The following is a 24,454-nucleotide window of genomic DNA, read 5'->3' on the forward strand; positions in this document are numbered from 1 at the left end:
GTGTAAAATTGAGAAAAAAGACAGATAGGACAGAGTAATGAATCATTTTAAAGGCAAACAATTCAAAAAAGACGTCATTATTGTCGCTGTTGGTTACTACCTGCGTTACAATCTAAGCTATCGTGAAGTTCAGGAATTGTGATATGATCGTGGAATAAATGTTTGTCATACTACGATTTATCGTTGGGTATAAGAGTACAGCAAAGTCCTCTATTATCTTTGGAAGAAGAAAAATAGACAATCCTTCTATTCATGGAAAATGGACGAAACCTATATCAAAATTAAGGGACGTTGGCATTATCTTTATCGTGCAATTGATGCGGACGGCTTAACCTTAGATATCTGGTTACGAAAGAAACGGGATACGCAAGCAGCCTATGCTTTCTTAAAACGACTCCATAAACAGTTTGGTGAGCCGAAAGCAATTGTGACCGATAAAGCACCTTCTCTTGGCTCCGCCTTTAGAAAGTTACAGAGTGTGGGTTTATATACTAAGACAGAGCACCGAACTGTGAAGTATCTTAACAATTTAATAGAACAAGACCATCGACCTATTAAACGACGGAATAAATTTTATCAAAGTCTCCGTACAGCCTCTTCCACGATTAAGGGCATGGAGACCATTCGAGGAATATATAAAAAGAACCGAAGAAATGGAACGCTCTTCGGCTTTTCGGTGTCTACTGAAATCAAGGTATTAATGGGAATAACAGCCTAAGATATTTGGAGTTCAGAGAGGGCGCGTTTGATTTTCAAACTTCGCAACAGAACCAGCGTCAGGGTGCCCTTGTACTGGTCCAAGAGGTCCCATACGGTTTCGTTCATGGTCTTCCTCCTTTCAATGTAACTATTATACTACAAATAATTATTTTTTTAGTATATTTGTTACACATTGGTACGTGAATGCGTACTTAGGAATGAGGAGCTTTTTGCAGCTCCCTTTAACAGCTAGTTGGATTTTTATACTTTGGTATAATTATCTGACAACATAATACAAAGAATGGATGTGTAACAAATGATTATTCCTGAAAAGTTAAAATCCAACGATGAAATCCGGGTATTGTCGCCTTCGAGTAATTTTCAAAGAGTGGGAGGGATGGAAGGGAACCGAAAGGCTCAGGAAAGACTGGAGAGTCTGGGCTATAAGGTCACGTTTAGTAAGAATATCCACGCCACCGATTTGATCGGCTCGGCCTCGATAGAAGAGCGCGTGGAAGACCTCCACGCGGCTTTTTCCGACCACAATGTGAAGGCGATTCTCTCCACCATTGGCGGTTTCAACTCCAATGAGTTGCTGCCTTATATTGATTACGATCTTATCCGGAGTAATCCTAAGATTATTTGCGGCTACAGCGATATCACTGCCCTGAATAATGCAATCACCGCTAAGACCGGGTTGGTAACGTATATTGGACCTCACTATTCCAGCTTCAAGATGGACGAGCTCCAAGACTACCAGACAGAGTACTTTTTAAAGGTATGTGCGGGAAGGGAGGAGGTCCAACTGGCTGCCTCGGATCATTACAGCGATGATTTGTGGTTCTTACCCGAGGAGCCGCGAAATTTGGTTGAGAACGCTTGGAAGGTCTATACCCCCGGAACAGCAGAAGGGGTTAGCTATGTGGGCAATCTCAATACCTTCACCCTGCTCCAGGGAACCGAGTATATGCCAGATCTCCATAACGGAATCCTTTTTGTCGAATCCGCAGAAGAGAACACGTCCCATGACTTCGCCCGTGATTTGGCGTCCCTGCTCCAGGTTGCCAAAAATCCAAAGGGATTGGTGATTGGCCGATTTCCTGAAGAGACAGGGATGACCGAAGAAATACTGGTAAGTATTCTAGACAAGCACCCTGTATTGAAGAGCATTCCCGTCCTCTATGATGTGAACTTTGGCCATACCCAACCTATTTTTACTTTTCCTATAGGCAAAAAAATTAAACTAGACGCAGGCAATCTTAAAATCATGATCTAAGGAGAGGAAAACAGATGCAGGCAGAAGAACTATGGAATCATTTTATTGAGGAATACCCCCGCTACAAGCACCACACCTATGAAGCGTGGCAGTATGGCGTGGTTCCCGACGAACTGGCAGAACTGACCCGCCAGGGCGTGAAGACCGCCACTACCTCCGGTTATGACCTGTATGAGGCAGATCAAGAACCCTTGCCGTTAGAAGGAGGGTTCAATGTCATCTTGGACAGGCAGGATAATGCGATTTGTATCACCCAGATCACCAAAGTTTATGTGGTTCCCTTCCAAGATGTGTCAGAACGCCATGCCTTCAAGGAAGGCGAAGGCGACCGCACCCTTGGCTATTGGAGGAGCGTACATACCGATTTCTTCTCGGAAGCGTACCAGGAAGCCGGCCTTCCCTTTAGCGAAGAGTCTCAAGTGGTCTGTGAGGAATTTGAAATGGTGTTCCCAGGAGCGGAGCAATGATGAAAATCAGAAGAGCCACCCCTAAGGATGCCAGAGGGGTGGCCAAGGTGCAGGTGGATACCTGACGGAGTCATAGTATCTTACTAAGCAGGGAACAACACCAAAAAAGGCGCTTTTTGTATGGTTAGGGTGTACCCAAAACCGTCATAAGCAACATGTTGATTTTCAAACGTTATCCATGTAGATTTAGAGTGTCGAATAGATGTTCCTTTTATAAAAAGCTATTTTTTCTATATATGTCATTGAAAAGAGAGGTTTTTAAACAATGAAACTTGATAAATATAACCTGCATGAAGATTTTGATGTTTTAGCTATATGGTTTAGAGAAGACCAGGAAATGAAGGATGGAATAAGAGGGATTCTGCACTATAAATCTCAATCCATTATTCTTGAATTATTCGATTCCTTTTCTGAGAGCTTTGATGATACATTTCAACATTTAAACCGAATTTATGGTTTTTCACAAGATGGGAAATTATTGGCCTTGGAAGGGTGTTATAGAGTAAAAGGTACCGATAGTATTCCTGGCTTTAGTATTGATTCATATTCTGTAAATGAATTTTATATACTCGATGTGAATTTTAATAAGATTGAGGGTAATGATGTAATAAGAACCGCTCTCAACAAAGTATTCGGTGATTTCAAAAAAGATCCCATGGTTGAAAGTATTAGGTTTTCCGTTAATCATTTACATACATGGATAGATAAAACTTCTATTTCAACCTTAGTATTTCCCCAGGAAAATAAAGGGGCTGTACAGTTTGATCTAGACAAATATGGGGAAAGAACTTTTAACATTCATTCTGAAAATTTGTCTATATTAGAAGCTATTACTCTTAATAGGAATAAAAGTAACAGTACTTATTCTCTTGAAGAAAAGTCCTATCTGAAAGTTTTTGAAAATAGTGGAGAAATGAGAAACTTTCGTTCCTTCTTTCAAAACGCTCTATACATCAAAAAGCTATTAGAATTCCTAAATGGTATACCTTTGCATTTTGACTATCTAGAGTTCTTATGCGAAAAAGAAACTATACCAGAACATGCTGGGAAATTTTATCCTTTAATAAGGGGGAGATATTTCTTCCGGCAGATTGGAGAGCGAATCACCACAGCCCCTAAAAGCGCTCTTACATTCCATGCTATAGAAGGTGAATTTGAAAGCATTTTAAATAGCTGGTATTTGAAGAAAGAAAAACTAAGTTTTATTCTTGATAGCTATTTGAACGATTTATACTTACCTTATTATGTAGAGACCCAGCTGCTGAATTCTATTAGAAACTTAGAAATATATTATAGAAACTTTATTAATGATTCGATTGAACAAAAAAAAGAAGAACTAAGAGAAGACCAACAACTGCTAACAGATTATGTGAATGAGAATGTGTCACAGCAGAATAAAGAACATTTTAATGCAAATATTAATTTTATAGGCGAAGATTCCTTACAAAAAAAGCTGAGCCATTTATTCAGGCAACTTCCGGACAAAATATTCGAATCCTGCATAAAAAAAGAAGGGAAGAGCCCATCTAAATCCAGTAGCAGTTTAGCTAGGTCATTAACACAAACACGAAATTTTCACACGCATGGGTATAAACCCGAGTTGTACCCTGATAGAATACAAGGAGCACAAAATTTATTTACAACGAATGAAAAACTGAAGCTCTTTCAAAGATACTTTATTTATAAAGAACTAGGAATCTCGGAAGACATCATTTTAAAAGTTCTCATTCCCGAAACCTATGAATTTCAAGATACATTTCCAGCAGAATAGTAAGCGAACTATTCAACAAGCGGGTGGAGCCACCAATTTCGAGACCATTATCACTTATCCAAACATGACTACTCGAATGCCAAGTTATTACAGGTATACACGATGAACGGGTACTAGGTAGAGGATGAATCCGAGAATGTCAATCCAATTTAATACAGTGAACCGAAAGGAATCAAAAGGAAGTTGAAACTTCTTCGTACGCCAGTGTATCAGCAGCTTCAGGAGCCGCTACACCAATCAGTTTCCCCGAAGAAGTCCTGTGTCGTCAGAAGCGGTATCGTGACAATCCAAGAAGCTAAAGATGAAGTGTGCTCCGTGCGATTACTTCAGACAACTGGCTATACCAATACACGAAAGATGGGGATGGAGACAACTAGTAAGGGGAATAGATCCGGCTAAGTACCTATTAGCTTATCGTATGGAGAAGGTGATAGCGATAATATACCTCTCTTTGTCGCTACACATATAAAAATACCGAACGCCTAGGCCTACTAGAGAATAGAGTATAGGCGTTCTAGTTTATCCTTCATAGTCAAAACTTAAGAGTATTGACTATGCTTCCTTGCTCCAGTAAAATCAAGGGATACAAATGTGTCATAACTTATAGTCAAAAGAGAGGGCAAAAAAAGATGAAATATGGCTACGCACGGGTGAGTACCCGCCAGCAAGATTTGAAAGGGCAGCTGCGTCAACTAGAGGAGGAACGCTGCGACCGGGTCTACTTCGAGAAAATTACCGGGACAAAAAGTGATCGTCCCGAATTCCAAAAACTGCTTCAGGAAATTGAGACAGGGGATACTTTGGTTGTGACGAAGCTGGACCGCTTCGCTCGCAGCACACAAGACGCATTGAACACAATCAAGCTCTTATTTGAGAAGGGTGTGCGGATCAATGTGCTGAATTTAGGAATTATTGAAAATACTTCCACTGGAAGATTGATCTTCACAATTTTCAGTGCTTTTGCGGATTTTGAACGTGATTTGATTGTAGAACGTACACAAGAGGGGAAAGAGTTGGCTAAACAGAAACCCGACTTCCGAGAAGGGCGACCGAAAAAATTCAGCCAGCAACAAATCAATCTCGCCATGAATCTACTGAAGAATCATTCCTATAAAGAAGTAGAGAAAATGACCGGCATAAGCAAGAGCACTTTGACGCGCAATAAGAGAAAACTGCAATTAAGTACTGATGTATAGAGTCTATTCTAAGAAAGAGATTTATAATCTGTAAGCTTTGAAATAAACCCAATAAAAAGAAATAAACTTCAAAGAACTTATTTTAATAGAGAAGCCTGGCGTCTATTAAGAAATACTTTTCTTGATGAGCGTCAATTTTTTTAACGGAAATCTATCCTATACTAAATTCAGTAAAGAAAAAGGAGGAATCAAAGAAAGCTATTTTAAACAAACCAAAATTATAGGAGGAATAAATCATGACTGAAAATAAAGCTACTCAAGAAAGAACACCCCAAGAAAGATTGCAAGAAGAACAAGAACACAAGGAACATGTTCATCATACGAAAATTAATGCAGCGGCCATTGCGGATCATCTTTTAGGCAACATGCATACATTACATGTGAAACTGCACCAATATCACTGGTATGTAAAAGGAGCCAATTTCTTTACGTTGCATGAAAAATTTGAAGAGTTGTATAACGAAAATGAAAAATGGTTCGATAAACTTGCGGAGCGTCTAATTACTTCTGGGCATAAACCTGCTTCGACAACGGTTGAATTTGAAAAATATTCGATGCTTTCGGAAGATGCAGTTAATAAATACGTTAAAGCAGAAGACATGGTTGAAAATATTATCGAGGACTTCAGAAGCACTCGTGACCTAACTATTCGCGCGATTCGTTTAGCTCAAGACGAGGGTGACGATGCTTTAGAAGATACATTGATTGCTTTTAAAAATGACTTAGACAAGAACATTTGGATGCTGCAAGCGTTCATTGGTAAAGAAGCATTAGAAGATGATGACGCTCTTGATGAGGATGAAGATTAAGGTAAAAATAGAAGCTGATTTAGGGATTGGAATTCTTTCCAGTCCTTTTTCCATTTTCTTGATGTGCATCAATTTTTTGTAGTAAGAGACTTATATAATAAAAGCAGCGAACATAAACAAAATAAATAAAGGGGGAGAATGAATTGACTAAACATACCCATCATGAAATTGGTGACCACGCAGCCTGTATCCGCTTGGTTCCAATATTCAATCACTTAGAGGATAGCGCGATGAATTACATTGCTGAAAAAGCCCACACGAAACAGTATCAAAAAGGAGAGTTTCTGTTTCGTTCACAAGAAAAAGAGGATACTTTATATATTATCAATCGTGGGAAAATCCGTATTTATCGATTGGCAGACTCTGGCAAAGAGCAGCTAGTGCGGATCTTGAACCCTGGTGATTTCACCGGAGAATGGACCTTGTTCAACCCGGATGCAGTACACGAGGAATATGCCGAAGCAACCCGAGATACCGTTGTCTGTATGATTCAGCAAAAAGATGTCCAAGATTTTCTGGAACAATACCCAGCTATTTCTTTAAAACTATTGGCGGAAATGTCTAAACGGTTAGAAAGTTCAGAACGTCAAACGACACAAGTAGCCGTGGAGAGTGTCATTACCCGTTTAGTTTTGTTTTTGGCAGAAAATGTGGAACCTGAAATGGGCAACTCTCCCACCATCACCCTGCCGATGGCAAAAAAGGACATTGCTTCCTATTTAGGAACGACACCTGAGACCATCAGTCGCAAATTTGGAGAATTGGAGGACGAGGGATTGATTCAACAGCTGTCTGGGAAAAGGATCAAGATTCAGGATTTAGATGATTTATTGCTTTACAGCGAATAATCGGACACACTTTTTTCTACACGTTGGTGTTCTGTCGCTCTTCATTAACAACGGGACAGAACTCAGTGCTTTTGCTTCCATCTGTCCGTTTTTGACTTTTTTAAGACAGAACAACCTTCATTCATTGGAAAAATAAAAGCACAAACATGATAACCCTCAAGTTTTTTTGTTTTATTTTTCTTTAAGATAGGGTTGTCGAACAAAACGTAAAAATAAGTAGGGGTGAATGTGCATTGTTTTTGGGTGATAGTTGCCATCACGTTGTCAGCAGCAGGTGCATTCTTTGTCGTTCCTTTCACCAAGAACACGATTGGCGGCGAAGCAAAAACGTCTAACGTTGTTGAGGCAGATAGGTTAGCTATGGAAAAAGAAGAGGAAGTTGTAAAAGGAGCCGGCGTAATCGGACACGGAAAAGTGGCGTATTACGAAGCGAGTGACCAGGGAGATAAAAGTGTATTCACTGTTTGGTTTCCATGGAGCTTAGCCGGAATCTTGTTCAGCATCACCATGACTAGAATGACGCGAAAAATTGAAGAAATGGAGCAAATAGAATGGGATTAGTATTAGGCGTTTTGAATCCCCATGTGGTGGAGATTGGTTCTATTGTGATTCATTGGTATGGAGTCATTATTGCAGTGGGCATATTAGCGGCTCTCCAGTTGAGCACCAAGGAAGCAAAGAAAAAAGGACTGGAAGAGGATACCATTATCGATATGGCCTTATGGGCAATTCCGATTGGACTCCTCAGCGCTCGGCTTTATTATGTGTTATTTGAACTTGGTTATTATCTGCAAAATCCAGGACAAATCCTTGCGATTTAGAATGGCGGCATTGCGATTTATGGGGGATTGATTGCAGGAGGGGGTACGCTATATTGGTATGCAAAGAAAAAAGGTACTTCTTTGGCACTCGTTCTTGATATTTTAGCGCCCAATGTATTGTTAGCCCAGTCCATTGGTCGTTGGGTCAATTTTATGAATCAGGAAGCTCATGGTGGGCCGGTTACTCGTCAATTCTTGGAAAATCTTTATTTACCTGAATTTATCATTGAACAAATGAATATGAATGGTACCTACTACCATCCGACTTTTTTATACGAGTCATTGTGGAGTTTGTTGGGCTTTGTCCTCATCGTCACTATACGGAACCGAAAACAGCTTTTGCGTCAAGGAGAAGTCGCTTTGAGTTACGTTTTGTGGTACTCAGTGGGTCGGTTCTTCATTGAAGGTATGCGAACGGACAGTTTATGGATTGGCGAGTGGATCCGCGTTTCGCAAGCCTTGTCTCTGGCCCTGTTTATTGGCGCGATTGTAGTATGGTTTATACGCAGACAAGATTATCCACCAATTTCTTATTATTCTGATGGCAATAAGGGGCAGAAAAAGACTATTAAGATGGTGAATTGAGCAAAAAGATAAAAAGAAGTGCAAAACTTGATATGCGTCAATTTTCGTTTGCTAAAAGGGAGCTATACTACAGTTGTAAAGAGGAAAAGGCAGTGTTCATTAATCTGCTGCCGATAAAATAAAAACACATAAAGGAGATAGGAATTATGGAAAAAGCTATATTGCAATTAGAAACGTTGTCTTGTCCAAGTTGTATGCAAAAAATTGAAGGTGCCGTAAAATCAGTTAACGGTGTTGATAAAGACAGCATTAAAGTATTATTCAACTCCAGCAAAGTCAAAGCCAATTTTGATTCAGCTGTCACTTCGATTGAAGAGATTCAAAAAGCTATCGAAAACGTAGGCTATCCGGTCCTTAAAGCAAAAGTCAAGGCCGCTTAACAGATTAAATGAACTAGGCAATTCTGGAAGAAAAGCTATTTTTCCAGGATTGCTTTTTTTGTTGCAATCCGATTCGAGGTGCTTAGAAACGATAAAAGAGAACTTTCTAAACTTGATGTCAGTCAATTAATTACTTAGGCAATTATCTTATACTGTGTTTATCAATAAAAGAGAAATTAAATTTGGAGGGAAAAAGCATGCAACAATATATATTAAGCAAGAAAAATGTTATCACCGTCATCAGTGGATTGTTAATCGTACTCGGTTTCTTCAGTCACTTTGTTTTAGAAAACGTAGGACTTTCAGAGTGGTCTTTGATCATCGCCTCTGTCTTTGGGATTACGCCAATTGCCATTCAAGCGTTTCAAGCAATGAAAGTCAAAGTCATCAGTATTGATGTCTTAGTCAGTATTGCAGCGATTGGTGCGCTTTTTATTCAAAACTATGAAGAATCGGCTATTGTCACGTTCTTATTCTTATTCGGACACTACTTGGAACAACGAACATTGAACCAAACGCGATCTGCTATCAAAGAATTGACTGAAATGGCACCCGAAAGCGCCTTGAAACAAATGGATAATGGCGAATTTGAAGAAGTAGAAGTGGATGATATAGATGAAGGGGATATCTTGCTCGTTAAAACGGGTGCGAAAGTTCCAGTAGATGGCATAGTCCTTACGGGTGAAGGGCATATCAATGAAGCTAGCATTACAGGTGAAGCTGTTCCAGTCAACAAGCTAGCTGATGCAGAAGTTTTTGCAGGAACCATTTTAGAAAACGGAACGATTCAAATCAGAGCTGACCGAGTTGGTGAGGACACCACATTTGGAAAAATTATTGAACTCGTGGAAGAAGCACAAGATTCTAAATCCGAAGCGGAACGGTTCATTGATCGCTTTTCTAAATACTACACACCAGCTGTCTTGGTTCTGGCAATTGTTGTATGGGCGTTCAGTCAAAATATTGAGTTAGCAATCACCATCTTGGTTCTAGGTTGCCCAGGCGCATTAGTTATCGGAGTGCCTGTCTCAAACGTTGCCGGTATTGGGAATGGTGCTCGTAACGGTGTTCTTTTAAAAGGGAGTGAAGTCATTCAAGACTTCAGCAATGTGGATACAATTGTATTTGATAAGACAGGTACTTTAACTGTCGGAAACCCAACCGTTGCAGCGACTGAACTGTATGAAAAAGATCCTGCTGAAACGCTTGGCTATCTGGCCAGTGTGGAACGGGAATCAGATCATCCATTAGCAAAAGCGGTCTTAAATCAAATTGGAGAAACAAACTTTTATCCTGTTGAAGGAACTGAAGTCGTGAAAGGCGGCGGAATCGTTTCAAGTGTAGCTGGACATAGAGTGGCTGTTGGGAATGTGGCCTTGATGGAAAAAGAAAATGTCACTCTCAGCAAAAAGGTGCAAAAAGATATCAAACGGTTTGAACAACATGGGAACTCTCTCGTTTTGACAGCGGTCGACGGTGAATTAAAAGTACTGATGGGCATTCGCGATCAAGTCCGTCCGGGTGTGAAAGCTAATTTGCAGGAATTAAAAGACTTGGGCGTGAAAAATCTAGTCGTTCTTTCAGGAGATAACCAAGGAACCGTTGATGTGGTCGCCGGCGAACTTGGTTTGACCGAAGCTCACGGCCACATGTTGCCGGAAGACAAATCGGCTTATATCGGAAAACTTCAACAACGTGGTCAAATTGTAGCCTTTGTTGGAGATGGCGTTAACGATAGTCCGTCCTTAGCTTTAGCAGACATTGGAATCGCAATGGGAAGCGGAACGGACGTAGCGATTGAAACATCCGATGTCGTTTTAATGAACTCGAACTTCAGCAACTTGCCTCACGCATTAGGATTAGTAAAAGCCACCGCAAATAATATGAAACAAAATATCGTGATTTCAATTGGAGTAGTGTTGGTCTTGTTGACCAGCGTCTTCTTCAGCGAATGGATGAATATGTCTATCGGAATGTTGGTTCATGAAGGTAGTATCTTGGTGGTAATTTTCAATGGCATGAGATTAATGAAGTATAAGTTGAAAGGTCGAAAAGAACAAAAAGAAGTATCAGCACCTGCAGAGAAAGTAAAAATATCTTAAGAATAAATTAGAAGAGGCTGAGACAATAGTCCATCCTTGAAATGACAAAAGCGGAAACTCAGATTTTTAAATCTGGGATTTTCCGCTTTTTTGAGTTCTTGAAAAAAAATAAGAGTATAGAGTATGTTCTTTATAAAATTAATTTTCGTGTAAATGATTAAAAAATTTAATAATAAAATTTAAATTCCTATTAAGTTGTAACACATGAAATTGCTTATAATAGTGTATTGAAATTAAGGTAGATTGACAAACGAGTGATCAAATAGATATACTACCTTCAAACGACCGTTTGAATGTGAGGTGAGATGAATGGAAAAAGTTTGCCAAGTGACTATCGTACATAAAGAAAAAGTAAATGTAATAAAAAAAAAATTGGATCAAAAAGATTTTTCAAACTTACTTGTGTTAGGGAAATGTTTCAGCGATTCTTCTAGAATTAAAATTTTTTATGCTTTAGAAACCTATAAGGAAATGTGTGTCTGTGATTTAGCAGAAATACTTAATGCTAGTGTCGCTACAACGTCACACCATTTACGTTTTTTAAAAAAACATGGAATGGCAAAATCACGTCAAGATGGAAAAGTAGTTTATTACTCTTTAGCGAATGAAGACATCCTTTCCGCTATTCATGTTTTTTTAAAGTTATCAGAAAATCTATCTATGAAATCTTAGTTTGGAGGAAGTTATTTTGTTACAAAGTATTTTTTCAGCTATCGCTGTTTATATTTCTACCAGCATTGATTATTTGTTTATCTTGCTGATTATTTTTTCTCAAAGTCATACAAAAAAAGGGCTCCGTCAGATTTTTTGGGGTCAATATCTAGGAACAGGTATCTTAGTAGCCGTAAGTTTATTTGCAGCATATGTGCTGAATTTCATTCCGCAAGATTGGATCATTGGGCTTCTCGGTCTAATTCCGATTTTCTTAGGAATCAGAGTGGCATTGGTTGGCGAAGAGGAGGAAGAAGAAGAGGAAGTCGTTGAAAAGCTTGAATCAAGAGGAACAAACCGCTTCTTTTGGACCGTTGCCTTAATAACAATTGCTTCTGGTGGCGATAACTTAGGGATTTATATTCCTTACTTTGCCTCGTTATCTTTTTCAGAGATTGTCACCGCTCTAATCGTATTTGCTATTTCTGTTGCGGTTCTTTGCTATATCAGTTACAAATTAGCCAAGATTTCTTTTGTTTCCGAAACCTTAGAAAAATATGAACGAATCCTTGTTCCTATAGTGTTTATTGGCTTAGGAATTTATATTTTGATAGAAAATGGGACGATTCAAACACTATTAAATTTTATATAAACAACTACGATAGTGAAGTTCAAATAAAAAAAGACAGCGAGATTTTAACTCGCTGTCTTTTTTTATTTGAACTAATGAATTGTAAAATCATTTTAACCTTGTAGTTTGTCTTTATTTTTCTTTTTCTTGTTCTTCGATATGAGTTGAAACTTGCTCAAGAATACTAAAAATATGAAGATCGTCAAGGCTATAAATCATATTTTTACCAGCTCTTTTTGATTTTACTAATCTTGAAGTCTTTAAAGTTTTTAACTGGTGAGAAATTGCTGATTGTTCCATACTCAAAGAATGCGCAATAGCTCCAACGCTAAGTTCTTCTTTCTGCAGAAGAAATAAAATTGAAAGTCGGGTAGGGTCACTGATCATTTTAAATATTTTACTTACCTCTTGGATAGATTCATTTTTTAATGGAGAAGTTGATAATGAATTCATAAGAATTTCTCTCCTTCATATGTTTGTTTATTCACATTTAGATTATCATAATATTTTTATAAAGCAAGATTTTTTGTATAAGGGTAGCTATTTTAGAGTCCTATTTTTTTTATCACCTAAATAAGATAACTATTTTTTTGACAAATTAGATAGAGCGATATAAAATGAATGTATAGACATATGAATGTTCGTTCAAACGTAATTCGTAAGCATTACGATTTCTAAAAAAAAGTTTTATTAAGAAAGGTGATAGAAATGAAAGAGATTCAAGAGCAACACTCACACGAAAATAATAGTCACGATCATGGGAAAATGCCAATTATTTTGTACTTTATTGGTTTAGCATTGTCGCTCATTGCGTTATTTGTAAACGGAGAAAATAATTTAATCCAAAACACTTTGTTTTCAATTGCTTCAATTAGTGCTGGTTATCATGTCATTATTCTTGAAGGAATTGGAGAAACGATTGAAAACTCAAAAAGACAACACAAATTTACCCCTAATTCTCATATTTTAATGGGAATAGCTGCAATAGGTGCTTCTCTGATAGGAAATTTTTGGGAAGGAACGTTATTGGTTCTTATTTTCTCTGGAGCACATTTTCTTGAAGATTATGCTGAAGGAAGAAGTAAAAGAGAAATTACCAAGTTATTAGAAATGAATCCAACAACAGCTAGGCTAATCATGCAAGATGGCAATACAACAATCGTTAATGTTAGTGAGTTGAAAGTAGGAGATCAACTTCAAGTGTTAAACGGTGACCAAGTACCGATTGACGGAGTAATAGTATCAGGCTCTACTTCGATTGACGAATCTTCTATTAATGGTGAGAGTATACCTAAAGAGAAATCAAAGGGAGACGGAGTTTTTGGGAGTACAATTAATGGAACGGGTACCTTTACTATGGAAGTCACAAAAGAAACTAACGATACTGTCTTTTCAAAGATTTTACAACTAGTGAATCAAAATCAAGAGAATCAAACAAAAGCGTCTAGTATTATCCAAAAGTTTGAGCCTAAGTATGTTAAATTTGTTTTAATTGCAATCCCACTCTTCATTTTACTTGCTCCTATGCTGTTTGATTTGACATGGTCACAAAGTATTTATAGAGGATTAGTCCTTTTAGTCGCAGCTTCTCCGTGTGCTTTAGCAGCAGCTACCGTATCCGTAACATTGTCAGCCACTTCTAATCTAGCAAAAAGAGGCGTACTTTCAAAAGGAAGTGCCTATTTGTCCCAATTAGCGGATATTCAAGCCATTGCCTTTGATAAAACAGGAACATTAACTAAAGGGAAACCGGAAGTAACCAATTATTACTTTTCTGATTCTGTGAACGAGGAAAATATGATTGATATCGTAGTGGCTCTTGAAAAAGAATCAAATCACCCGTTAGCAAGTGCTATTTTAGACAAGTTTGAACCAAAAAATAAACTAGCTATTGAAGTGGAAAATCAGATTGGAAAAGGTTTAATAGGCGATTATAACGAAAACACTTATCGTATAGGTAAACCAACTTCTTTTGAGGCTGTATCGGATGACTATACACGTTTGAATAAAGAATGGGCTTCAGAAGGTAATACGGTTGTATATGTATCAGAAAATGAAAAAGTAATCGGCCTGATAGCATTAATGGATATTCCAAGTGAACATGCGAAAGCAACTATAGATTACTTTAAGAAGTGTGGTATCCATACCACTTTAATTACTGGGGATTCTGAAATGACAGGGCAAGCTGTTGGTAAACAATTAGGAGTAGATCAAGTAATTGCAAACGTCATGCCAGAAGATAAATCTAACATTATCAATGAACAAAAAGAAACCTATGGTATAACCGCTATGGTGGGAGATGGTATAAACGACGCACCTGCTCTTGTGAAGGCAGATGTTGGAATTGCTATGGGAGAGGGTACGGATGTTGCAGTAGATGTATCTGATCTAGTATTAATGAAAAATGATTTGTCTAAATTGGTAAAAGCTCATGAAATTTCTTTAAAAATGAATCGAGTTATTTGGCAAAATATTATTTTCTCAATGGTAGTTGTCGCTTTTCTAATTACCGTAAGCTTAGTAGGATTAACGGATATAGCCATTAGTGTGATTGTTCATGAAGGAAGTACCTTAGTCGTGATATTAAATGGTCTTCGATTATTAAAGTCTAAATAAATACATGAAATTGGATAAAATCATGTATCTAAAGTTTGCAGCCTCTCTAATTTTGTATTACAATGTATATACAAAAAGAAGGGGGTGATTCTAATGACTGTCATATCGCTCAGAATTGATACTCAGGAAGATAAATTAATTAAAGAATATGCTAAGGCGAAGAATATTTCGGTTTCGGCTCTGATTAGAAGTTCTGTCTTGGAAAAAATCGAGGATGAAATTGATTTGGGCCTATATAATCAAGCCATGAAGGATCATAAAGAGAATCCGAAAAGTATTTCTTTTGAAGACATGCTAAAGGAGCTATCTGATTAAATGAGCTCAGGTTATCAAGTCGAGTTTGAAAAAGGAGCTCAAAAAGCGTTAAAAAAAATGGACAAATACCAATCCCTTTTAATTATGGGATGGATTCAAAAGAATCTAGTGAATTGTACCGATCCTAGGCAGCATGGAAAAGGATTAACCGTCAATCGATCAGGCGAATGGCGCTATAGAATCGGTGATTATCGCTTAATAGCTGATATCAATGACGAGACCGTAACCATTTTAATGTTAGAGATTGGTCATAGAAAAAATATTTACAAATAAACCATTCAAATTGAGTGCAAGCATGTTTAATAAAAAAGGATTCTACTGCTTTTTAAGCGGTAGAATCCTTTTTTGATACGATTTAATTATCTATATTAAGCACGTAAGGCAACAATCGCATCTTCAATAATATCTTGCTGCGTTGCCTAAATGAGCAATTGCGTTTCTAAATAGTCTTTTATTTCTTCAACCTCCACTAGAATAGAGCTATTAATTGGCACGTAGACGTTTGCTGATGTCATAATCTTCAACTCCTATCGTTATAGATAATAACGAAAGATAAACCAAGGTGTTACCAGCTACTACAAGAAACTAAATAGAAATATTAACCTGCACAACAAGATAATTTCGAAATATCTTTATCAAAGGCTAGAGCTGCTAACTTTAAGCCTTCTGACATTGTTAGATAAGGCGCTAAAGTATCTTTTAAATCAGCTACGGTCAATCCAAATTTAACGGCTAAGGATGCTCCATAAATAACTTCTCCTGCATTTTCAGAAACGATATGAACTCCCAAAATCTTCTGTGTTTTTCTATCAACCACAAGTTTAAACACCCCTGTCGTATTATGATTGACAATCGCTCTAGGAACATTTTCTAATGACAATACCGCTTTTTTTACTTCGTATCCTTTTTCTTTCGCTTGTTGTTGTGTTAACCCAACAGTTGCAAATTGCGGACTGGTAAATGATACTCCAGGAACTACCGATAAATCGATTGCTTTATTTAACCCACCAATTGCATTTCCTGCTGCAATTCCTCCTTCATAGGCTGCTACATAGACAAACTGAGGTCCTAATGTCACGTCTCCTGCTGCATAAATTTTTCTATTACTTGTCTGAGCAAAAGCATTTATCTTGATTTCATTGTTTGGCCCAACTTGAACGCCTGCTGCGCTCAAGTTCAATACTTCTGTATTCGGTTTTCTTCCTGTTCCAACTAGTAGCTCGTCTGACTCAATGACCTTATTTTTGCCGTTTACAATAATATGAACTTTTTTAATATTTCCGTCTTGCTCTACTCGTTCATAAGTTGCTCCGGAAATGAGCTTTATTCCTTGTTCGATTAAAGCTTTCTCCATTGCTTCAGAAATCTCTGGATCATACTCTTTTAAAAGTCGTTTGCTTCTTTGAATAAGGGTAACCTCAGAACCCAGATTGTGGAAGAGCTGTCCCAGTTCTCTTCCAATATAACCCGATCCAATAATTGTTAATCGTTTTGGTACTTTTCTTAGTTCAAGGAGGGTTGTGCTAGTTAAATAATCTACTTCTTTAAGTCCAGTAATACGAGGTAAGAGTGGAGAAGCACCCGTTGCGATTAAAAACCGTTGGGCAGAATATGTTTGCCCACTAACTGTCACAGTGTTTTCGTCAATGAATTTTGCTTCTCCTTTAATTAAATCAAAACCATAGTCGTCAATTAAATTAGTGTATTTTTGTTTGCGTAAATCATCAACTAGTTCATTTTTTTGATCGACTAAGCGGTCTAATTCTACTTCTCCCGTAGAAGTGTGCAATCCTTCAAAAATATTTACATGTGCTGATTGATTGATTTCTCCAGCTCGAAGCAGCGTTTTTGAAGGGATACAACCAATGTTCACACAGGTTCCGCCTACAGTTCCGCGTTCAATCATGCCCACCTTTGATCCATACTCGACTGCTTTTATAGCTGCTGAAAAAGCTGCTCCACCAGAACCGATAATGAGCAAATCATAATCTTCCTTGTTATTAGTCATCACGCGTTTTTGAACAGGTAACTTTTCTACTTCTTCGGGCTGATAATTTATTTTTTTAACTGCTTCTATCGCGTTTTCTATTGCATAGTCGTCTGGTAATTGAAATACCGCTTCGCTTTGACTGAAATCTGCTTTAGCGTTGAGAGCTCCCATGCTCTCAAGCGCTTTTTCTATATGTTTTTCACAGCCAGTACAGGTCATTCCTTGAATGCGCATTCTAAATTGATTCATTTTCCTACCCCCGTTAATTTTCTATTAATACTTCTATGATAGGACACGCGTATAGTTCTTTTTCATCTGGACATCTTGCTCGTAAATCTTTTAGCATATATTCTATTCTATTCAAATTCTCGATTTTTTTTTGAATTTCTCTTTCTTTCTTAGAGACAAATTCAAACATACCTTCACAACGAATGTTGTCTTTATCTACAACACCAAGTAATTTATAAATTTCATTTAAAGAAAAGCCAATTTCTTGTAGGTGTTTAATGAATTTTACTCGTTTTACATCTTCCTCTGAATAAACTCGATAACCGGAATTAGTCCGATCGGGTTCTGGTAGTAAGTTTTTTCGTTCGTAATATCGAATGGATTCCTTATTTACACCACATTTTTCAGAGAAGGAGCTAATAAAATAAGCCATGCTATCACATCCTTTTTTTAATTATAAACCATGTACTTAGGTACATGTCCAACCAAAAATAATACGAAGGGGGGAATATCATTTTCCTTCTTATTTACTTTCAAAAATGAAGTGAAAATTAAATGTGGTACCAATAAATTTTGAGACTTCTTTTATAATAAATAATATCGGACCTAAATACATGAAATTACATAAAATCATGTATCAAGAATCCTATCCTTATAGGGTTCTTTTTTTTTACTCCCCCTAAACACACGATTTCGTGTTGTAATAACTATAATCATGTATTCGAACAGACTAAAAAGGAGGGATTGTCATGGGCTATAATGTTCAGCCACTACGGTCGCAACAGGAGATTAATGATTTTTTATTTTGCCTGCGACGGAATAAAAATGCGGAACGTGACGTTTTCTTGTTTCTAATTGGAATTAACAGCGGTCTGCGCATGTCCGACATCGTTAAACTCAAGAAAAAAGACGTGATTACCTCAAAAAACCCGCGCATCGTGGAGCAAAAGACAGGGAAAACACGCATTTTATACTTAAGCAGCTTACAGGACTTGATTCACGGCTATACCGCACCCTTAGATCCGGAGGCTTACTTGTTTCCCAGTACTAAGGGCGGCCATTTAGAAGTCAATACGGTCTACCAGATGTTTCAAAAGGTCGCGAAGCTGTTAGGAAGGGACGATATCGGCACCCACACCCTACGAAAAACCTTTGGTTACCACTATTACAAGAAAACCAAAGACGTGGCCACCTTAATGGAAATCTTTGGTCACAGCAGCGAGAAGATTACCAAACGCTACATCGGAATTAATGAAGATGAAATCAGTGAAACGTTATTAAATTTTCGGTTAGGTTTTTGATTGTATTATATAATAGATAAGCACAGTAAGACGGTTATAATCACCCACAGTATTGGACAAATCAACCTTTTTTTGGTATATTATATATACAAATGAGAGCAGGCTCATAGTCAACTTGATATAAATCCGGAACATAAGGGTCCGGCGGGTGGCGAGCACCAAAACTAAACTCGATACAAATCCGGAACGTAAGGGTCCGGCGGGTGGCAAGCACCAAAACTAAACCTGTACAAAAGGCTGCTCTTTTGAGCAGCTTTTTTTATTGGGAAAAAGGAGCATTCTTCGCACGCGGCAAAAAAAGAATACAAACGCATGTCTATAAAAGAGACAACCCAAATTACCAGACAGTTAAACGCGATTTATAAGGCTGCTCATCTCTTACAAGAACATTTTGTAGATAAAAAAGTATCCTTTGTCGGAGAAGTCTCAACGGTAGCGATTATTTTTTCGACAACTAATTTTATGCACCTCTGTGGCATTGATTATCGCAGAGGCACACACTTGTTTTTTCAAGATGCCTTAGACAGGAAAATAAATTTACAGGATATTCAAATCAAAACGGATGGGACGACCTTTCAGAAATTACAAGTAATAGGTAGCCTTGATTTATTATTGGGGAAGCATATTTCTATTGTTGGCAGAGGTGTTTACTCTTCTCTTCGCTATGATGCAGCTATTCGAACAAGGAAAAAAATATTGGCTCTGTCTTTGAAACAAAACGGATTAATCTATATCCCTATCTCTTTGTTAAACCTATCATCAAAGGAAATTGGACCTGGACAAAAAGTTACTGGCATTTTTAGCGAGGATTTAACATCCGGGGAACTTAAAATGATTATGGAAGTCATCGATTAATCATTAATAGTGATATGCGACGTCATTTTGAAGTAATTATTCTATTTTGGGTTATAAAATAAAGCATTTTAAGACGATTTCAAATCATTCATGTGGGTTATTTATCACGGATGAGCTTGAAATCGTCTTTTATACGTATCAAATTGAAATGTTCGGCATACAATCTATCGTTGTTACTACATTACTAATTGTCACTTGTTAAGGAACTTGGATCCTTTCTAAACATTCCCTAGAGATAAATTTTACTTTATCCCTCCGTTAATATCCAATTTAAGCACCTTTCCGATTCAGGGTTAATTTGCATATCAAGTGCAGCTTGTGTTCTAGTAAGATTAGCCCTTTTAGTCCGGCTGAGTTGACTTATGGATATAAGATATGGTCATAGCAAATAGATACTACGTATAGTCTGTTAATTTAGTGTCATTAATCTTAAGTTGGATAGGCTACAATTAACTAGACAGAAAAATTAAGGTGTGTAGACTAGAAGAAAACATACCAGGAGGAATTTTTATGTCTAAGAGAACACGAAGAACTTTTTCACAAGAATTCAAGCAACAAATCGTCAATCTTTACTTAGCTGGAAAGCCACGTGTAGAAATCATTCGAGAATATGAACTAACGGCTTCAGCATTTGACAAATGGGTAAAGCAATCTAAAACGAGTGGTTCATTCAAAGAAAAAGATAATCCTACGCCTGAACAAAAAGAATTGTTAGAACTACGTAAAAGAAACCAGCAATTAGAAATGGAAAATGATATTTTAAAGCAAGCAGCGCTGATATTCGGACGAAGAGACAAGTAATCGATGCGAATAAGCATCTTTACCCTATATCAGCGATGTGCAGAATATTAGGTCTATCACGTCAGTCCTATTATTATCAATCAAAACCAAAGAAAGACGAATCAGAACTTGAAGAAGCAGTCGCTGAAGAATTTATCCGCAGCCGAAAGGCCCACGGCTCAAGAAAAATAAAAAAAGCCTTATCAAAACGAGGCATTCAGATCAGCCGACGAAAAATTAGTAGAATCATGAAAAATAGAGGATTAAAATCGAGCTATACTGTTGCTTATTTTAAAGTACATCATTCTACTTGCAATGAAGCCAAAACGACAAACGTATTGAATCGTAAATTCTTAAGAGACAACCCATTAGAAGCGATCGTAACAGACTTGACTTATGTACGAGTCGGGAAAAAATGGAATTATGTCTGTTTCATTTTGGATCTGTTCAATCGAGAAATTCTCGGCTATTCTTGTGGAGAACATAAAGATGCCGTTCTAGTAAAAAAAGCATTTAGCCGTATCAAACAACCTCTGACAGAGGTTGAGATTTTTCATACTGATCGTGGAAAAGAGTTTGATAACCAAGCTATTGATGAATTATTAACAACTTTTGACATCAATCGATCATTGAGTCATAAAGGCTGTCCTTTTGATAATGGGTTCTGTTGCAAAGTTTTAAATCTACTATCAAATAAGGTAGAATAATAGAAAAAGATAGCAGGAGGAATGACGATGAATCATTTTAAAGGAAAGCAATTTCAGCAGGATGTGATTATTGTAGCCGTGGGCTACTATCTTCGTTATAACCTTAGCTATCGTGAAGTTCAAGAAATCTTATATGATCGTGGCATTAACGTTTCTCATACGACGATTTATCGTTGGGTGCAAGAATATGGCAAACTACTCTATCAAATTTGGAAAAAGAAAAATAAAAAATCCTTTTATTCATGGAAAATGGATGAAACGTACATCAAAATTAAAGGAAAATGGTATTATTTGTATCGAGCCATCGGTGCAGATGGTTTAACCTTGGATATTTGGTTACGTAAAAAACGGGACACACAAGCAGCCTATGCTTTTCTTAAGCGGTTAGTGAAGCAGTTTGATGAACCGAAGGTTGTAGTCACAGATAAAGCCCCCTCTATTACAAGTGCCTTTAAGAAACTAAAAGAATACGGCTTTTATCAAGGGACAGAACATCGTACCATTAAATACCTGAATAATTTGATTGAACAAGACCATCGTCCAGTAAAGAAACGCAATAAATTCTATCGAAGTTTACGCACTGCCTCTACCACGATTAAAGGCATGGAAGCCATTCGAGGATTATATAAGAAAACCCGAAAAGAAGGCACTCTCTTCGGGTTTTCGGTCTGTACTGAAATCAAGGTATTATTGGGAATCCCAGCTTAAATCATAGATACCGTAAGGGATTTTATTCTTTATTTAAAACTTTGCAACAGAACCAGGTAGATGAAGATGAACACGTGGTTGAAATTTATTCAGCAAGGACGCATTACGAGTCACAGTAATTACTTGTAAATACATTATCTCGTGGTATAATGTATTTACTAAGTAATTACATACTGTTAGAAATGAGGGATTTAAATGATTACAAAAACAAGAAAACAAGGCAATTCAATCATGTTGACAGTACCTAAAGATTTTAATGTTCCTAATGGAGTCGAAGTTGAAGCAAAGTTGGTAGAGAATGGTATTCTTTATGAATTTGTTGAACCACAAAAAGAATTTTATGATTTTAGCGAAGATATTTTGTCTGATATAATTGCAGAAGGCTACGATAAAGATGAGATTCTTGTAGAATTTAAGAATAGAAAAAACAAAATGCATTCTTCCTTTAGAGATATTGCTGAAGATACACTTACTAATTCTAAAGTAATGACTAAAGAGGAGTTGGCAACAGAAATTGGCTTATGAAATCGTTCCTTCAAAACATGTCATTAAGTATTTAAAAAAGCTAAAAGAGAAGCCATTGAAAGAAAAATTTTTGAATTTAATTTATGATGAAATTGCGATTGATCCATATAAGGGTGAACAAAAAACTGGGGATTTATCAGGTATTTGGTCTAGTGGGTTCAAATATGCGGGCACAACATATAGAGTAGCTTACGAGATTATAGAAAACAAGGTTATTCCAGTATTGTTATGTGGAACGCATGAAAACTTTTATGAACAGTTGAAAAAATTAATCTAGTGATTTGTTGTCGTTCTTAAGAAGGACGGCTTCTTTTTTATCGAAAATCTGATTCGTCTACATGACTAAAGTCGCGAGTATTCTCTGCTTCTCGATAAATTAAATAACGTCATTACTTTGAGGAAAGCTATAAATCAATATATTTCAGCTTTTCCTTATTTATGTACTACCTTTTACTTATTAATTATAAGGTAGTACATATATATCTTTTTTTTGGTAGTAACTAAAAATAAATATGTTATAATAGTATCAAATGAATATTGCTAAAAGAAAAGAGGTAGGAACGTGGTAGCGAAGAAATATGTAATCGGTAATTTTAAAGGTGGCGTAGGTAAAAGTACGTGCGCGCAAATGTTAGGGTTTGAATCAGCAGTTAATGAAGGAAAAAGAACCTTGATAATTGACTTGGATATGCAAGGAAATACTTCTGATGTGATGAACTTAACGCATATGAACTTCACTAACGAAGAAGGAGGCGGAGAAGGTGAACCGATTGTTTACGAAAATACTGTGACTGACGTGTTGATAAACAATCTTCCACCTAAAGAGGCTGTCTATAAAGTAATCAATAACCTCTATATACTTCCAGCAGACATGTCCTTTGAAATGTATGATGATTGGATCAAAGACCAATATAATGATTCATTATCCCAATTCAAATATATGAAAGAAAAGCTAGAACCATTATTTGATGAGTTTGACGTCATTTATTTAGATGTCCCACCTTCTATTTCTGTATATAGTAAATCCGCGATGTACATTGCGGACTGGGCAATCGTCGTCTTACAGACCCAAGTAAAATCGATGAGAAATGCGATGCAATATCTTGAGTATATGGACTTTTTTGTGAAAGAATTTGATACAAATTTATATGTTGCTGGTGTTATTCCTTTCATGTTGGAAAGCGGTGACGCAGTAGATCAGGAAATGTATAAACAAGCCCAAGAGATTTATGGGGAACATTTGATTAAAAATGTTGTACTCAAAAATGCGCGCTTAAAACGATACGACGGATCAGGTATTACGATGGAGAAGACAAAGAAAGGTCTCTTAAAACAATGGGATCGCAAAAGCCACGAATTATTTATCAGTATTTTGAAAGAATTGGAAGAACACGAGAATTGGTATGCGGAGGTGGAGTAATTGGCTGACATCAAAGGACTTGATATTTTTGGGAACAACAAAGGACTCGCCAAAATAAAAAAAGAAGCAGAAGCAAAGAAAAAGCAGCAAGCAATTACACCATCTGAAAATAAGCAATTAGAAGTGCACCAAGTTCAAGAAATAAAAACTTCCTCCAATGTTGAAAGACAGAGTAGAGGAAGAACAAAAAAAGTTGGCGCACCAATCAGAAAGTTTGATAAGGTTTATTCCACCAAGCATCCTTTAAAACTGTCGACTTTGTTAAATGCGACTTCCAGAGTTTTAGTAGAAAAGTATGAGACTAATATGACAAGAGATGAATTGCTTAGAAAAGCTTTAGATGAGTATATTAAACAGAATCTTACGCAAGAAGATAAGCAAGATTTGTTTAATGATGTGGTGAAAGAACTAGACTTGTTCAGAGAAAAATATCCAATTGTTCCAGAATTAGATGATCGTGGAGAAATAATAAGAACTACCAGTCAGATAAAACAAGATACCGAAGACTCACTGCGCAAAGGGTGGGGAATGAATAATAAAGTTAGATAATAATCAAAGAAGAACTAAGTAACTACCTTTAAACGGTAGTTACTTAGTTCTTCTTTGATTTGCGTGAAATAGAGGGGATTTATTTTTCTGGTTACGTGGTTAAAAAATCCAAAAAATGAGCATAGGAACGGTTATGATTTTAGGGTGTGTTTTAATGAGATATTGTGATTTCATTAACAAGTGTATGATAATCTGTTGTTGAGTTAGTAAATAAGTAATAGAGC

Annotated in this window: 24 protein-coding genes and 4 pseudogenes; 25 read left to right on the plus strand and 3 right to left on the minus strand. The window is 37.0% G+C overall.

All coding sequences use genetic code 11. From position 1 onward, the window contains the following. Nucleotides 1-37: 37 nt before the first annotated feature. The 13 genes and pseudogenes from AC1F25_RS12560 (at nt 38) to AC1F25_RS12620 (ending at nt 12,257) form a co-directional block, all read left to right on the plus strand. Nucleotides 38-718, plus strand: a pseudogene (locus AC1F25_RS12560) (IS6-like element ISS1N family transposase). Nucleotides 719-1,015: 297 nt separating this feature from the next. Next, the gene (locus AC1F25_RS12565; protein WP_010829805.1) at nt 1,016-1,975 is read left to right on the plus strand and encodes a S66 family peptidase; all 960 of its coding nucleotides are present in this window, start codon (nt 1,016-1,018) and stop codon (nt 1,973-1,975) included. Between the two features lie 14 nt (nt 1,976-1,989). Continuing rightward, nucleotides 1,990-2,442: an ASCH domain-containing protein gene (locus AC1F25_RS12570; RefSeq protein ID WP_010829804.1), complete on the plus strand. Its 453-nt coding sequence runs from the start codon at nt 1,990-1,992 to the stop codon at nt 2,440-2,442. Nucleotides 2,443-2,707: 265 nt separating this feature from the next. Next, entirely contained in the window at nt 2,708-4,213 is a 1,506-nt protein-coding gene (locus AC1F25_RS12575; RefSeq protein WP_010829803.1) for an ApeA N-terminal domain 1-containing protein, read from the plus strand. A gap of 629 nt (nt 4,214-4,842) precedes the next feature. Next, nucleotides 4,843-5,409: a recombinase family protein gene (locus AC1F25_RS12580; protein WP_010829802.1), complete on the plus strand. Its 567-nt coding sequence runs from the start codon at nt 4,843-4,845 to the stop codon at nt 5,407-5,409. A gap of 236 nt (nt 5,410-5,645) precedes the next feature. Continuing rightward, a complete protein-coding gene (locus AC1F25_RS12585) occupies nt 5,646-6,218 on the plus strand; it encodes a Dps family protein (RefSeq protein ID WP_010829801.1) in 573 nt (190 codons plus the stop codon). A 143-nt stretch (nt 6,219-6,361) separates the two neighbouring features. Further along, nucleotides 6,362-7,066 carry a Crp/Fnr family transcriptional regulator gene (locus tag AC1F25_RS12590; protein WP_002292156.1) on the plus strand — a complete coding sequence of 235 codons (705 nt, stop codon included), beginning with the start codon at nt 6,362-6,364 and terminating at the stop codon, nt 7,064-7,066. Between the two features lie 228 nt (nt 7,067-7,294). Then, nucleotides 7,295-7,627, plus strand: coding sequence for a hypothetical protein (locus AC1F25_RS12595; protein ID WP_010829800.1), 333 nt, complete (start codon nt 7,295-7,297; stop codon nt 7,625-7,627). Next, nucleotides 7,618-8,472: pseudogene (gene lgt, locus AC1F25_RS12600) on the plus strand (prolipoprotein diacylglyceryl transferase). The gene AC1F25_RS12595 and the pseudogene lgt overlap by 10 nt, the downstream one beginning before the upstream one ends. A gap of 146 nt (nt 8,473-8,618) precedes the next feature. Then, complete coding sequence (locus tag AC1F25_RS12605) at nt 8,619-8,852, plus strand: heavy-metal-associated domain-containing protein (RefSeq protein WP_002292161.1); 234 nt, start codon at nt 8,619-8,621, stop codon at nt 8,850-8,852. 197 nt (nt 8,853-9,049) lie between these two features. Continuing rightward, nucleotides 9,050-10,954, plus strand: coding sequence for a heavy metal translocating P-type ATPase (locus AC1F25_RS12610; protein WP_002307621.1), 1,905 nt, complete (start codon nt 9,050-9,052; stop codon nt 10,952-10,954). A 309-nt stretch (nt 10,955-11,263) separates the two neighbouring features. Continuing rightward, on the plus strand, nt 11,264-11,626 hold the full coding sequence (locus AC1F25_RS12615) for an ArsR/SmtB family transcription factor (protein WP_002300950.1): 363 nt from the start codon (nt 11,264-11,266) through the stop codon (nt 11,624-11,626). Nucleotides 11,627-11,642: 16 nt separating this feature from the next. Beyond that, the gene (locus tag AC1F25_RS12620; protein WP_002300952.1) at nt 11,643-12,257 is read left to right on the plus strand and encodes a CadD family cadmium resistance transporter; all 615 of its coding nucleotides are present in this window, start codon (nt 11,643-11,645) and stop codon (nt 12,255-12,257) included. A gap of 111 nt (nt 12,258-12,368) precedes the next feature. Here AC1F25_RS12620 and AC1F25_RS12625 read toward each other — a convergent pair whose 3' ends face one another. Continuing rightward, nucleotides 12,369-12,689 carry an ArsR/SmtB family transcription factor gene (locus AC1F25_RS12625; RefSeq protein WP_002301366.1) on the minus strand — a complete coding sequence of 107 codons (321 nt, stop codon included), beginning with the start codon at nt 12,687-12,689 and terminating at the stop codon, nt 12,369-12,371. A gap of 255 nt (nt 12,690-12,944) precedes the next feature. Here AC1F25_RS12625 and AC1F25_RS12630 point away from each other — a divergent pair, with 255 nt between their 5' ends. The 3 genes from AC1F25_RS12630 to AC1F25_RS12640 all read left to right on the plus strand — a co-directional run bounded on the left by AC1F25_RS12630 (nt 12,945) and on the right by AC1F25_RS12640 (nt 15,440). After that, nucleotides 12,945-14,852 (plus strand): heavy metal translocating P-type ATPase, encoded by a 1,908-nt coding sequence (locus tag AC1F25_RS12630; RefSeq protein WP_002301365.1) that lies wholly within the window; start codon nt 12,945-12,947, stop codon nt 14,850-14,852. Nucleotides 14,853-14,945: 93 nt separating this feature from the next. After that, complete coding sequence (gene relB / locus AC1F25_RS12635) at nt 14,946-15,167, plus strand: type II toxin-antitoxin system RelB family antitoxin (protein ID WP_002307624.1); 222 nt, start codon at nt 14,946-14,948, stop codon at nt 15,165-15,167. Beyond that, nucleotides 15,168-15,440, plus strand: a complete 273-nt coding sequence (locus AC1F25_RS12640; protein WP_002301363.1) for a type II toxin-antitoxin system RelE family toxin — start codon at nt 15,168-15,170, stop codon at nt 15,438-15,440. It begins immediately after the preceding gene. 325 nt (nt 15,441-15,765) lie between these two features. Here the strand turns inward: AC1F25_RS12640 and merA are convergent, their stop codons facing one another. Both merA and merR read right to left on the minus strand, forming a co-directional pair. Beyond that, nucleotides 15,766-17,406: a mercury(II) reductase gene (gene merA, locus AC1F25_RS12645; protein WP_002316044.1), complete on the minus strand. Its 1,641-nt coding sequence runs from the start codon at nt 17,404-17,406 to the stop codon at nt 15,766-15,768. A gap of 13 nt (nt 17,407-17,419) precedes the next feature. Then, nucleotides 17,420-17,818, minus strand: coding sequence for an Hg(II)-responsive transcriptional regulator (gene merR / locus AC1F25_RS12650; RefSeq protein WP_002301360.1), 399 nt, complete (start codon nt 17,816-17,818; stop codon nt 17,420-17,422). Nucleotides 17,819-18,134: 316 nt separating this feature from the next. Here merR and AC1F25_RS12655 point away from each other — a divergent pair, with 316 nt between their 5' ends. From AC1F25_RS12655 to AC1F25_RS12695, 9 genes and pseudogenes are all read left to right on the plus strand, one after another. Then, a complete protein-coding gene (locus AC1F25_RS12655) occupies nt 18,135-18,686 on the plus strand; it encodes a tyrosine-type recombinase/integrase (RefSeq protein ID WP_002307628.1) in 552 nt (183 codons plus the stop codon). 312 nt (nt 18,687-18,998) lie between these two features. Beyond that, on the plus strand, nt 18,999-19,541 hold the full coding sequence (locus AC1F25_RS12660) for a PBECR4 domain-containing protein (RefSeq protein WP_002301358.1): 543 nt from the start codon (nt 18,999-19,001) through the stop codon (nt 19,539-19,541). Between the two features lie 510 nt (nt 19,542-20,051). Further along, nucleotides 20,052-20,980, plus strand: a pseudogene (locus tag AC1F25_RS12665) (IS3-like element IS1485 family transposase); the annotation flags it as partial. Nucleotides 20,981-21,055: 75 nt separating this feature from the next. Continuing rightward, nucleotides 21,056-21,736: an IS6-like element IS1216 family transposase gene (locus tag AC1F25_RS12670; protein WP_002335393.1), complete on the plus strand. Its 681-nt coding sequence runs from the start codon at nt 21,056-21,058 to the stop codon at nt 21,734-21,736. A 53-nt stretch (nt 21,737-21,789) separates the two neighbouring features. Further along, nucleotides 21,790-21,855 (plus strand): annotated as a pseudogene (locus tag AC1F25_RS12675) (Txe/YoeB family addiction module toxin); the annotation flags it as partial. Nucleotides 21,856-21,931: 76 nt separating this feature from the next. Further along, nucleotides 21,932-22,261: an AbrB/MazE/SpoVT family DNA-binding domain-containing protein gene (locus AC1F25_RS12680; RefSeq protein WP_002292678.1), complete on the plus strand. Its 330-nt coding sequence runs from the start codon at nt 21,932-21,934 to the stop codon at nt 22,259-22,261. Then, nucleotides 22,251-22,538, plus strand: a complete 288-nt coding sequence (locus AC1F25_RS12685) for a type II toxin-antitoxin system RelE/ParE family toxin (protein WP_002300557.1) — start codon at nt 22,251-22,253, stop codon at nt 22,536-22,538. The genes AC1F25_RS12680 and AC1F25_RS12685 overlap by 11 nt, the downstream gene beginning before the upstream one ends. Before the next feature lie 285 nt (nt 22,539-22,823). Further along, nucleotides 22,824-23,681: a ParA family protein gene (locus AC1F25_RS12690; RefSeq protein WP_002292680.1), complete on the plus strand. Its 858-nt coding sequence runs from the start codon at nt 22,824-22,826 to the stop codon at nt 23,679-23,681. Beyond that, on the plus strand, nt 23,682-24,230 hold the full coding sequence (locus AC1F25_RS12695) for a hypothetical protein (RefSeq protein ID WP_002292681.1): 549 nt from the start codon (nt 23,682-23,684) through the stop codon (nt 24,228-24,230). Nucleotides 24,231-24,454 lie beyond the last annotated feature (224 nt).

The sequence above is a fragment of the Enterococcus sp. M-BR2 genome, assembly GCF_056612775.1.